This window comes from Haemophilus sp. THUN1692 (assembly GCF_059704395.1).
The window spans coordinates 917676-930237 of record NZ_AP046579.1 but is presented as its reverse complement, the minus strand read 5'-3'; the positions used below and the strand labels follow the sequence as shown (position 1 = coordinate 930237).

The window sequence follows — 12562 nt, the reverse complement described above, 5'->3', positions numbered from 1 at the left end:
ACTCAATTAGCTCTTTCAGCTTTCGCCAACACCCTATAAATGGAAAGCGTTAAGAAAATTTATTTTTATACAAAAGAGCGGTCAAATTTTGCAGCATTTTTTTACGACATTCTCTACAGAGGGTTCAGAAATTTCACTTGAAGCATTACTTAATGCTCGAGAGGAACGTGCAATTTTACAACAACAGCTTATAACACAATATGGACAAACCTTACTTTGCATCACTTTAACTGCTGTGGGTGGAGTAAAAAAAAATGCTTTGTTGGATTATGTTTTTAGAAAAGCTCTAGAAAATCTGACCGCACTTTTTACTCAGTTAAACATTACAGCAGTAAAAGAAATAATCCGTCCGTTAGAAACGGGGCATGAAGCCTATTTTGTATTACCGATAGATGCTCGTACGCTAAAAGTGCTGATGATTGAATTGGAAGAAAGCATTCCTCTTGCTCGTTTGTGGGATTTAGATGTGTTTAATGCTAAAGGCAATCTACTGAGTCGTACAGATTTTGATCTTTCTCCAAGAACTTGTTTAGTGTGCGGGGAAAATGCAAAAATCTGTGCCAGAACCCGCAAGCACGAGATTGATGAGATTGTGGATAAAATTCAATCTCTTGCACAAAATCATGATTTCGCAGAACATATTGGTGAACAAGTTTATCTGGCATTAATACAAGAGGCTCGCTTATCGCCAAAACCTGGTTTAGTGGATGCCATCAATAACGGTTCGCACAAAGATATGAACCTGCATACTTTTGAGCAAAGTGCGATTAGTTTAAAACCTTTTTTTACGCAGTTTGTTCTCAAAGGCATGATGACCGCGCATTTGTCTGAAAATCAAATTCTCGCTGAAATTCGTCCTTTAGGTTTATTGGCGGAAAAAGCAATGTTTAAAGTTACTGATGGCGTAAACACCCACAAAGGTGCTATTTTTTCTTTTGGTTTAGTGTGTACGGCAATTGGACGATTATTGGCACAAAAAAGTTTGGCTCAAAGTGCGGTAGATTTTGATGTTAAATTAATCTGCTCACTTATTGCACAATTTACTCAAGGTTTAACGGATGAACTCAAAAATTATCCTGAACACTTGCCTAGTACGGCTGGAGTGCGTTTATTCCAAAAATATGGCTTAACAGGTGTCCGTGGCGAAGCAGAAAATGGTTTTAATCTCATTCAAACGTTGTTGCCACAATTTGATGAGTACCATCAGTTAGAATGGGAACATCGTTTACTGATTTTGTTGTTGAATTTAATGGCAATTAACTCCGACACTAACGTGGTTCATCGAGGTGGTTTAGCAGGATTGCATTTCATACAGCAAACAGCACGGGATCTGCTTACAGATCAACATCTTGTGACAGATAAAGCAGCGCTGACACAAGCATTAATGAAATTTGATACCGCCTGCATTGAACGTAATTTAAGTTCGGGCGGTAGTGCTGATTTATTAGCACTAACAATTTTCTTTTTATCATTTAGAGGTAATTAATATGGCATTATCCAAAAATACAAAACTGGTGATTTTAATGGCTATCCCATTGATCACTTTCTTACTACCTGCTCCTGATGGGCTTTCTTTGATTGCTTGGCGATTACTTGGTGTTTATATCGCCACTATCGTTGGGCTTGTGCTTAAACCTTATGGCGAGCCCGTTATCTTATTGGCTGCAATTGCGGTTTCTGGTGTTATCATCGGTAATACTGAAGGGGCTAAAGAATTGGTTAAAGTCGGCAATATATTGGATGGTTATAAATCTGGCACAACATGGCTTATTTTTACCGCATTCACTTTGAGTTCAGCATTTGTAATCACAGGTCTAGGTAAACGTATCGCCTATCATATGATCGGCGCAATGGGTAGCACAACCCTACGCTTAGGCTATGTTACCATGTTCTTAGATCTTTTACTCTCGCCAGCAACGCCCTCTAACACCGCACGTTCAGGTGGGATTATCTTTCCAATCATTAATAGCGTAGTGGTTGCTCTTGGTTCAGATCCAGAAAAAAGCCCGAAAAAAGCAGGGCGTTATTTGATGATGAACGTATATATGGTGGTTAAAACTACCTCTTATATTTTCTTAACCGCAATGGCGCCTAATGCCTTAGCTCTTTCATTAATGGCACCAATTCTTGGTTTTGAAACCACTTGGATTAAATGGTTCTTAGCTGCATCCGTACCTGGCTTACTCTGCTTATTCTTAATTCCATTAATTTGTTATTGGGTATCTCCACCAGAATTGAAAAAAGTGGATAATAAAGCCGTTGCGAAAAAAGGCTTAGAAGAATTAGGTCCAATGTCTTTTCGTGAAAAAGCACTCAGCGTGTTATTCGTAATTGCATTATTCGGCTGGATTTTCTCTAATTCACTTCATATCAATGCTACCATTGTTGCAATCATTGTAATGGTGCTTTGTATTGTATTAAGTATAGTCACCTGGGACGATATCCTAAAAAGCAAAGGCGCATGGAATACCCTAGTATGGTATGGTGGTATCATCGGTATGTCTGGCTTGCTTGAAAAAGCTGGCTTCTTCAAATGGTTAGCAAAAACCCTAAGTACCATACTTCAGTTTGAGGGACATGGTATGATGGCGTTAATAGTGATTCTTACCTTAAGTGTCTCTGTACGTTATTTATTTGCATCAGGCGGTGCATATGTAGCTGCAATGGTACCCGTATTTGCAACGGTCGGACATGTAGCAGGTGCTCCTACTGAATTGCTTGCTCTAGGCTTAGTCTTTGCTAATTCTTATGGTGGTTCAGTAACTCACTACGGAGGCGGACCAGGTCCAATTGCATTCGGTGCAGGTTATAATGATATAAAATCTTGGTGGATTACTGGCGCGATCATTGCTTTTGGTAGTTTAATTATCCATCTAACTATCGGTATGGCATGGTGGAAATTATTAATGAGTTTAGGCTGGTTATAGGCTGATCTTTTTTTAATTTAACTGCTATTTTGACGGTGTAGTAGACAAAGTAGTTGATTATAAATATATGCTTGCGCTTTCCTAAAAAGTGAGCTCTATTTAATCCTTTTGGTTTACCTTGAATATATACATCGTTGTAATCGTGATAAGCTAGTATTTCCTTTAATTTTATGAACTAATATTTACCTCATACTGCATTATATCTTGAGTATATTTATGAATATCTTATTTTTTAATGATTTACAAGCCTTTCTAGCTTATCAAAATATCCTGTTTAGTGTCTTTCACCGAATATTTACTAGCCAGAATTATTGCAAGCCTGTAAAATAGCCCACCGCTTTATTCGACTAATTATTTATAACACCTGACGATATTGTAGAAAATGATTCAAAAATTACATATTAAAACTTGGGGCTGCCAGATGAATGAATACGATTCATCTAAAATGGCCGATCTTTTATTAAGTACTCATGGGCTAGAACTTACCGAAATTCCTGAAGAAGCAGACGTATTATTATTGAATACCTGTTCTATTCGTGAAAAAGCACAAGAAAAAGTGTTCCACCAACTTGGGCGTTGGAAAGAATTAAAGAAACATAATCCAAATTTAGTGATTGGCGTGGGCGGCTGTGTAGCTTCTCAAGAAGGGGAACATATTCGTCATCGTGCGCCTTATGTAGATATTATTTTTGGTCCGCAAACTTTGCATCGCCTGCCTGAAATGATTAACCAAATTCGTGGAGGTAAGAGCTCAGTTGTAGATGTAAGTTTCCCTGAAATTGAGAAATTTGACCGCTTACCTGAACCTCGAGCAGAAGGTCCAACGGCATTTGTTTCGATTATGGAAGGCTGTAATAAATACTGTACTTTCTGTGTTGTACCTTATACACGGGGTGAAGAAGTCAGCCGTCCTGTGGATGATGTCTTATTTGAAATTGCGCAGCTTGCAGATCAAGGTGTGCGTGAGGTTAATTTGCTTGGTCAAAACGTGAATGCTTATCGTGGTCCGACACATGATGGTCAAATTTGTAGCTTTGCTGAGTTGCTTCGTCTCGTAGCCTCTATCGATGGTATTGACCGTTTACGTTTTACAACCAGTCATCCAATAGAATTTACAGATGATATTATTGATGTATATCGTGATACGCCTGAATTGGTGAGTTTCTTGCATCTCCCAGTTCAAGCAGGTTCTGACCGTGTATTAACGATGATGAAACGTGGTCATACAGCATTAGAATATAAATCTATTATTCGTAAACTTCGTGCTGTGCGCCCAGATATTCAAATCAGCTCAGACTTTATTGTTGGTTTCCCAGGTGAAACAGCGGAAGATTTTGAGCAAACTATGAATTTGATTGCACAAGTGAACTTTGATATGAGCTTCAGTTTTGTGTATTCTGCTCGACCAGGTACGCCAGCTGCAGATATGCCAGATGATGTGACGGAAGATGAAAAGAAACAGCGCCTTTATTTGTTACAAGAGCGTATTAATCAACAAGCTGCACAATTTAGCCGTCGTATGCTTGGCACAGAGCAGCGCGTGTTAGTTGAAGGGCCATCGAAGAAAGACATTATGGAATTAACGGGACGTACTGAAACGAATCGTATTGTCAATTTCCAGGGTTCTCCTGAAATGATTGGTAAATTTGTGGATGTGAAAATCACTGATGTTTATACCAATTCTCTACGTGGTGAAGTGGTGCGTACTGAAGATGAAATGGGATTACGTATTGCGCAATCTCCACAAGAAGTGATGAATCGCACACGTAAAGAAGATGAATTAGGTGTAGGGCGTTACCACGGCTAATTGAAATCTTGAAATATTTAACCGCACTTTGAGAAATTAAAGTGCGGTTATTTTTTAGGGTATATGGTTTAGATTTGCCAATCTATCGGTTTTATTCCGTGGCTTTCCAAATATGAATTTGTTTTGGAAAAATGATGACAGCCAAAGAAACCTCGATGTGCTGAAAGTGGGGAAGGATGTGGCGCCGTTAAAACAAGGTGACGAGTGCGGTCAATAATTTGCCCTTTTTTTTGTGCGTGACTGCCCCAAAGTAAAAACACGAGTTTTTCACGATGTTCATTAAGCGCTGCAATAACACGATCAGTAAACGTTTCCCAGCCGAAATTAGCATGTGAATGTGCCATACCACGTTCTACGGTAAGCACTGTGTTGAGCAGCAATACTCCTTGTTCTGCCCATTTGACTAAATAACCATGAGATGGCATGTGGAATCCAGAAATATCTTGTGTAAGCTCTTTATACATATTTAATAGGGAAGGGGGAATGGCTACTTCAGGTTTTACTGAAAAAGCCAATCCATGAGCTTGGCTTGGTCCATGATAAGGATCCTGACCTAAAATCACCACTTTTACATCTTCAAAAGCGGTATATTTGAATGCATTAAATACATCTTCTTGTGGTGGATAAATCGTTTTTCCGATTGCTCTTGCAAGATGAACCTGTTGTAGTGCGTGTTGAAAGTAAGGTTGTTCTTTTTCTTTTCCTATAACATCTGTCCAGGTTTTCATTATTTTGATCCTATTAATAAGTTTGCTCTTATTATAAACAAAAAGATTAAGGCAATAAAAAAATTAAAAGGTTAAATTAATGTTAAATAATTTTGGATAAATCGATATGTAGATAAATAAAGTTTAATTTAGATCAGATTTGTAAAATTATCTTAAAAAGATAACCTGTTCTTTATCAAAAAATCCAAAATAATTTGAAATCTTCAAATTATTTGATAAAATTTGCACAGTTTTTATGATTATTCCAATGCCAATTAGGAGGCTATTATGATTAAAGGTATTCAAATTACTCAAGCGGCAAATGATAATTTGCTTAATTCATTCTGGTTATTAGACAGCGAAAAAAATGAAGCGCGTTGCTTATGTGCAAAAGGCGAATTCGCTGAAGACCAAGTTGTTGCAGTGAGCGAATTAGGTCAAATCGAATACCGTGAATTACCAGTAAACGTAGCGCCAACTGTTAAAGTTGAAGGTGGTCAACACTTAAACGTAAATGTATTACGTCGTGAAACTTTAGAAGATGCGGTAAATAACCCAGATAAATATCCACAATTAACTATCCGTGTTTCTGGTTACGCAGTACGTTTCAACTCTTTAACGCCAGAACAACAACGCGACGTTATCACTCGTACTTTCACTGAAAGCCTATAATTTCAGCTTGAATGAAAAAAGAAACCCCGAATTAATTCGGGGTTTTGTTTTATCTAAAATTTGACCGCACTTTTCCCTTTCATCCCTAGCGATTTCTATGCTTTTCAGGTACAATCCGCCAGTTAAATTTATTGATTTTTTTGAGAAAAACTATCTTTTATGAAGAATATTCGCAACTTTTCTATTATTGCCCATATTGACCACGGTAAATCGACGCTTTCTGACCGTTTGATTCAAACTTGTGGTGGCCTTTCGGATCGCGAAATGGAAGCGCAAGTGCTAGATTCTATGGATCTTGAGCGTGAACGTGGAATTACCATCAAAGCACAAAGTGTTACTTTAAATTATAAAGCCAAAGATGGCGAAACTTATCAATTAAACTTTATCGATACACCGGGACACGTGGACTTTTCCTATGAAGTGTCTCGCTCTCTTGCTGCTTGTGAAGGGGCGTTGTTGGTAGTCGATGCTGGTCAAGGGGTAGAAGCCCAAACTCTGGCAAACTGTTATACTGCAATCGAAATGGATTTAGAAGTGGTGCCGATTTTAAACAAAATCGATTTACCTGCAGCAGATCCTGAACGCGTAGCAGAAGAAATTGAAGATATAGTAGGAATTGATGCGATGGAAGCGGTTCGATGCTCTGCTAAAACAGGTGTAGGTATCGAAGATGTATTAGAAGACATCGTGGCAAAGATTCCTGCACCAGAAGGTGATCCTAATGCGCCATTACAAGCATTGATTATTGATTCTTGGTTCGATAACTATTTGGGCGTGGTATCTTTAGTTCGCATTAAAAACGGGGTCTTACGTAAAGGCGATAAAATTAAAGTGATGTCTACAGGACAAACTTACAATGTAGACCGTTTAGGGATTTTCACGCCAAAACAAGAAGATACTGCCGTTTTAGAATGCGGTGAAGTTGGTTGGGTAGTTTGTGCGATTAAAGATATTTTAGGAGCGCCAGTTGGGGATACTTTAACGCTTCAACATAATCCTGCAACTGAAGTTTTACCAGGCTTTAAAAAAGTAAAACCGCAGGTTTATGCTGGACTTTTCCCTGTAAGTTCTGATGATTATGAAGCATTTCGCGATGCTCTCGGCAAATTAAGTTTAAATGATGCCTCACTTTTCTATGAGCCAGAAAATTCTACCGCACTTGGCTTTGGTTTCCGCTGTGGTTTCCTTGGACTTTTACACATGGAAATCATTCAAGAGCGTTTAGAACGTGAGTATGATTTAGATCTTATCACTACTGCGCCAACGGTAATTTACGAAGTGCAATTAACGAATGGTGATGTGGTTTACGTCGATAGTCCATCGAAATTGCCTCCGCTTAATAATATTGCTGAAATCCGCGAGCCGATTGCAGAATGTAATATGTTGGTGCCGCAAGAATATTTAGGTAACGTCATTACTCTTTGTGTGGAAAAACGTGGCGTGCAAACTAATATGGTATATCACGGTAATCAGATTGCGCTGACTTATGAAATTCCAATGGGCGAAGTTGTTCTAGACTTCTTTGACCGTTTAAAATCAACATCCCGTGGTTATGCCTCATTAGATTACGGTTTCAAACGTTTCCAAGCTGCAGATATGGTTCGCGTGGATATTATGATTAACAGCGAACGAGTAGATGCTTTGGCTTTAATCGTTCATAAAGATAATTCACAATATCGTGGGCGTGAATTGGTTGAAAAAATGCGTGAGTTAATTCCTCGTCAGCAATTTGATATTGCTATTCAAGCGGCAATTGGAAACCACATTATTGCTCGTTCTACGGTAAAACAATTACGTAAGAACGTATTAGCAAAATGTTATGGTGGAGACGTGAGCCGTAAGAAAAAACTCTTACAGAAACAGAAAGAAGGTAAAAAACGTATGAAATCTTTAGGTAATGTAGAAGTACCACAAGAAGCGTTTTTAGCAATTTTACATGTAGGAAAAGATAAATAAGGGAAATTATGTCAAATTTATTTTTTGTAATTTTACTAGCTGTTGGTTTTGGAGTATGGAAATTATTGGATTATTTCCAATTACCAAACACATTCAGTATTGTACTGCTAATTTTGACCGCACTTTCAGGGGTCTTATGGTGCTACCATTATTTTGTGGTAACGCCAAAACGGAATCGTAAAATCGCACGTGCTGAACAGCGTTCAGGTCAGGCATTAACAGATGAAGAAAAAGCAAAAATTGAACCGGTTTCTGAGGCTTCTGAATTTTTATCATCTCTTTTTCCAGTACTTTCTGTCGTATTCTTAGTGCGTTCTTTTTTATTTGAACCATTTCAAATTCCTTCTGGCTCAATGGAGTCAACCCTACGAGTGGGCGATTTTTTAATCGTAAACAAATATACTTATGGCATCAAAGATCCTATTTTCCAAAATACAATTATTGCTGGAAATAAACCTCAACGTGGGGATGTCATTGTATTCAAGGCTCCTGAACAAGCTTTAATTCGTACGGGTCTAGGTGCAACTCGAGCTGCTTTTGCAGAAAATCTTGCGTTAAGTTCAAAAGATAATATGTCTGGTGTTGATTATATTAAACGTATTGTTGGAAAGGGCGGAGACCGCGTCATTTTTGATGCGGAACAAAAAACGTTAAAAGTGGTATATGGAAAAGAAGGTAAACCTTGTGAAATTGATTGCGAAACCAAGGTGTTTGAATATACCCAGAATCCAACAAATCCAGCCTTTCCTAATGAATTAGAATTGACTGAAAAAGGTGATGTGACACACAATGTATTAATTAGTGAATATCGTCGTTATTCAGGTCCTGAGTTTTTCCCACAAGAAGGTATGCAAACTGCAGAATGGCTTGTGCCAGAAGGGCAGTATTTTGTGATGGGGGATCACCGCGATCACAGCGATGATAGCCGTTTCTGGGGCTTTGTGCCTGAAAAAAATATTGTGGGTAAAGCCACTTATATTTGGATGAGCTTAGAAAAAGAAGCGAATGAATGGCCAACCGGTTTCCGCTTTGATCGTTTCTTTACAGCAATAAAATAAGATGAATCATTTAGATCGACTTGAGCGTAAAATCGGTTATCGTTTTAATGATATTGCGCTTTTAAAGCAGGCACTTACGCATCGAAGTGCGGTGACTCAACATAATGAACGCCTAGAATTTCTAGGCGATTCTATTCTTAATTTTACTATCGCTGAGGCGCTTTATCATCAGTTTCCACGTTGTAATGAAGGTGAACTGAGCCGTATGCGAGCTACTTTGGTGAGAGAGCCCACTTTAGCGATTTTAGCGCGTCAATTTGAATTGGGAGATTATATGTCTCTTGGTTCTGGCGAGCTAAAGAGCGGTGGTTTTCGCCGCGAATCTATTCTTGCCGATTGTGTAGAAGCGATTATTGGCGCAATGTCTTTGGATCAAGGATTGGCTGTGACAACCCAAGTGATTCGAAATTGGTATCAACAATTATTGGCTGAAATTAAACCAGGTGATAACCAAAAAGATGCGAAAACTCGTTTACAAGAATATTTACAGGGTAAACATCTGCCATTGCCAACTTATGAAGTAGTCAATATTCAAGGGGAAGCCCATTGCCAAATTTTCACTGTTGAATGCAAAGTGAAAAGTGCGGATAAAATTGACCGCACTTTTGTGGCAAAAGGAGCTAGCCGTCGTAAAGCAGAACAAGCGGCAGCAGAACAAATTTTAAAAGAACTGGACATTAAATGACCGAACAATTCGACAAAACCTATTGCGGCTTTATTGCTATCGTAGGTCGCCCAAATGTGGGTAAATCAACGCTCTTAAATAAAATTTTAGGACAAAAAATTTCAATTACATCGCGTAAAGCACAAACCACGCGTCACCGCATTGTGGGAATTAAAACTGAAGGGGCGTATCAAGAAATCTATGTGGATACTCCGGGACTTCATATTGAAGAGAAGCGTGCTATTAACCGTTTAATGAACCGAGCAGCAAGTAGTGCTATAGGCGATGTTGATTTAATTATTTTTGTCGTAGATGGCACACACTGGAATGCAGATGATGAGATGGTGCTAAACAAATTACGCAATGCAAAGGCACCGGTTGTGTTAGCTATTAATAAAGTAGATAACATCAAAAATAAAGATGATTTGTTACCGTTTATTACGGAATTTAGCAGTAAATTTAATTTTGCTCACATTGTGCCAATTTCTGCACAGCGTGGTAATAATGTTCATGAATTAGAGAAAATTGTACGCCAATCTTTACGCGAAGGTGTCCATCATTTTCCAGAAGATTATGTCACAGACCGTTCGCAACGTTTTATGGCCTCGGAAATAATCCGTGAAAAATTAATGCGTTTTACGGGGGAAGAATTGCCTTATTCTGTTACTGTTGAAATCGAACAGTTCAAAGTGAATGAACGTGGCACTTATGAAATAAATGGCTTAATTCTCGTTGAACGTGAAGGTCAGAAAAAAATGGTAATTGGTGCGGGCGGTCAAAAAATTAAAACTATTGGTATAGAAGCGCGCGCTGATATGGAACGTTTATTTGATAACAAAGTCCATCTTGAACTTTGGGTGAAAGTGAAGTCAGGTTGGGCAGATGATGAACGTGCACTGCGTAGTTTAGGATATATGGATGAATAAAGTGCGGTGAAATCCATCAGTAATAAATAGAAAAATCCCCATTATTGCGATGGGGATTTTTTGTTATAGCCAGCCAAAAGTCTGGCTATAAAAACCATACGCTATGCGTATGGAGCCAAATAGCTTAAGCGATGAACAGAAAAAATCCTCGCTATATAATGAACAAGGCTGACAACCAAAATTCAACATATAGGAGGATTATCATGGTAAGTAAAACCAGTGACGATTCAAGTCTATCACACACAAAATGGAACTGTAAGTATCACATTGTATTTATCCCGAAGTATAGAAGAAAAGCAATTTATGGAAAGTTAAGAGCAGATATAGGTCAAATATTGAGGCAGTTATGTGACTATAAAAATGTGGAGATAATAGAAGCGCATGCAATGCCAGACCATATCCATATGCTCTTAAAAATCCCAGCTAAAATATCAGTATCAGGTTTTATGGGCTATCTGAAGGGGAAGTCAGCGCTGATGATTTTTGAAAGACACGCGAACTTAAAATATAGATATGGAAATAGGCATTTCTGGGCGAAAGGATTTTTTGTAAGCACAGTAGGGTTAAATACAAAAGTGGTAGAGGATTATATAAGAAACCAAGAAAAAGAAGATATGGTTCAAGATAATTTATCAACGAAAGAACATGTTGACCCCTTTAAGGGGTAATCAAGGAAATAATTAGACGCGGTTGTCAGTTCTCACAAGCCCCTTGAGTGGCTTGTGAAGTATAGGCCCTTGTAGGGGAGCCTAAAAACCGCACGTTTTACGTGCGGATTGTTATTTCTAATTTTTCACTGAATACACTTTAAATTTTCCTGTTTGAGCAAGAACTTCGTAATCACCGAAATGTTGTTTAAGTAACTCAGGATAAGGCAAGAATGCATTGGCGACAATGCGTAATTCTCCACCTTGATTGAGATGCCATTTTGCTTGCGTGATGAGCTCTGTTACTGCTCGATAGGCGGTATCAATACCATCATGGAATGGTGGATTCGAAATGATCAAATCAAATTTTCCTTCTATATCAGAAAAGACATCACTGGCGTAAATCTCGCCTTGTAATTGATTTTCAGAAAGTGTTTTACGCGCTGATTCTAACGCCATAGCATGAATATCAGTCATGGTAATTGGTGCGTTAGGAGAGTGTTTTTTGATCATAGATCCAATTACTCCCGCCCCACAGCCAAGATCAAGCACTTTTCCTTTTATTTTATTATCAATGGTTGAAAGTAACAGCTCTGTGCCCGTATCTAATTCCGCAGCACTAAATACCCCAGGTAAACTATATATAGTTAAGCCTTGTAGCGTAGGATGTTGATAGGTTTTCCAGAAATTTTTAAGTTCAAAGTGCGGTTTGTTTTGCAGTGAAAAATGATATAAACCGCAACGACGAGCAGAGTCAATTTTCGCTATTTCACCATAGGGTTCTAATGTTTTTTCTACTGAACGCACGCCACAACGGTTTTCTCCAATAATTAATATTTCTTGGTCAATAGGCGCCCGAGCTAATAGTTGAAGTAGTTGGAAATTGACTTCTTGTTTGTTTTTAGTCCAATAATAAACGATTAAATCAGCTTGCTCTTGAAATTCAAGGGAAAAATTGACCGCACTTTGCGTTCTTGTATAGTCAAAATAGCAACTCCAAATTTGGATTGATGGGCATTTAGAGGCTAATGTTTGAGGAAAATTATCAGAAATACCACCAGCAAATAATACTGATTTACCATCAAAAAATGAAAGATGTCGTTCTAAAACTTGGCTCTCTAGAGAAATCACGCTTTGAATCCTGTGGGTTATTAGTTAAAATTACGCGCTATTTTAGCAAAATTATTAATAAAAATTG

The 12562-nt window shown here is 38.2% G+C and carries 11 protein-coding genes; 9 read left to right on the top strand and 2 right to left on the bottom strand.

Annotation, left to right across the window (positions count from 1 at the left end; translation table 11 throughout):
• Positions 1 to 88: 88 nt before the first annotated feature.
• From citG to miaB, 3 genes are all read left to right on the top strand, one after another.
• Positions 89 to 1486, top strand: coding sequence for a triphosphoribosyl-dephospho-CoA synthase CitG (gene citG, locus AC6H0A_RS04455; RefSeq protein WP_005639593.1), 1398 nt, complete (start codon positions 89 to 91; stop codon positions 1484 to 1486).
• Between the two features lies 1 nt (position 1487).
• On the top strand, positions 1488 to 2927 hold the full coding sequence (locus AC6H0A_RS04450; protein ID WP_005639594.1) for an anion permease: 1440 nt from the start codon (positions 1488 to 1490) through the stop codon (positions 2925 to 2927).
• A gap of 382 nt (positions 2928 to 3309) precedes the next feature.
• Positions 3310 to 4734 carry a tRNA (N6-isopentenyl adenosine(37)-C2)-methylthiotransferase MiaB gene (gene miaB, locus AC6H0A_RS04445; protein WP_005639596.1) on the top strand — a complete coding sequence of 475 codons (1425 nt, stop codon included), beginning with the start codon at positions 3310 to 3312 and terminating at the stop codon, positions 4732 to 4734.
• Positions 4735 to 4802: 68 nt separating this feature from the next.
• Here miaB and ung read toward each other — a convergent pair whose 3' ends face one another.
• Entirely contained in the window at positions 4803 to 5462 is a 660-nt protein-coding gene (gene ung / locus AC6H0A_RS04440; RefSeq protein WP_005639598.1) for a uracil-DNA glycosylase, read from the bottom strand.
• A gap of 267 nt (positions 5463 to 5729) precedes the next feature.
• On the opposite strand from ung, the gene grcA reads away from it, so the two are divergent.
• The 6 genes from grcA to tnpA all read left to right on the top strand — a co-directional run bounded on the left by grcA (position 5730) and on the right by tnpA (position 11385).
• Positions 5730 to 6113 (top strand): autonomous glycyl radical cofactor GrcA, encoded by a 384-nt coding sequence (grcA, locus tag AC6H0A_RS04435; protein WP_005628746.1) that lies wholly within the window; start codon positions 5730 to 5732, stop codon positions 6111 to 6113.
• Positions 6114 to 6272: 159 nt separating this feature from the next.
• On the top strand, positions 6273 to 8069 hold the full coding sequence (lepA, locus tag AC6H0A_RS04430; protein WP_005639601.1) for a translation elongation factor 4: 1797 nt from the start codon (positions 6273 to 6275) through the stop codon (positions 8067 to 8069).
• Between the two features lie 8 nt (positions 8070 to 8077).
• Positions 8078 to 9127 (top strand): signal peptidase I, encoded by a 1050-nt coding sequence (gene lepB / locus AC6H0A_RS04425; protein ID WP_005639603.1) that lies wholly within the window; start codon positions 8078 to 8080, stop codon positions 9125 to 9127.
• 1 nt (position 9128) lies between these two features.
• Positions 9129 to 9812 (top strand): ribonuclease III, encoded by a 684-nt coding sequence (gene rnc, locus AC6H0A_RS04420; RefSeq protein WP_005639605.1) that lies wholly within the window; start codon positions 9129 to 9131, stop codon positions 9810 to 9812.
• Positions 9809 to 10717, top strand: a complete 909-nt coding sequence (gene era, locus AC6H0A_RS04415; protein ID WP_005639607.1) for a GTPase Era — start codon at positions 9809 to 9811, stop codon at positions 10715 to 10717. The genes rnc and era overlap by 4 nt, the downstream gene beginning before the upstream one ends.
• 203 nt (positions 10718 to 10920) lie before the next feature.
• The gene (tnpA, locus tag AC6H0A_RS04410; RefSeq protein ID WP_005639541.1) at positions 10921 to 11385 is read left to right on the top strand and encodes an IS200/IS605 family transposase; all 465 of its coding nucleotides are present in this window, start codon (positions 10921 to 10923) and stop codon (positions 11383 to 11385) included.
• A 117-nt stretch (positions 11386 to 11502) separates the two neighbouring features.
• On the opposite strand, the gene rsmC is transcribed toward tnpA, so the two are convergent.
• Positions 11503 to 12495, bottom strand: a complete 993-nt coding sequence (rsmC, locus tag AC6H0A_RS04405; protein ID WP_005643527.1) for a 16S rRNA (guanine(1207)-N(2))-methyltransferase RsmC — start codon at positions 12493 to 12495, stop codon at positions 11503 to 11505.
• Between the last annotated feature and the right edge of the window lie 67 nt (positions 12496 to 12562).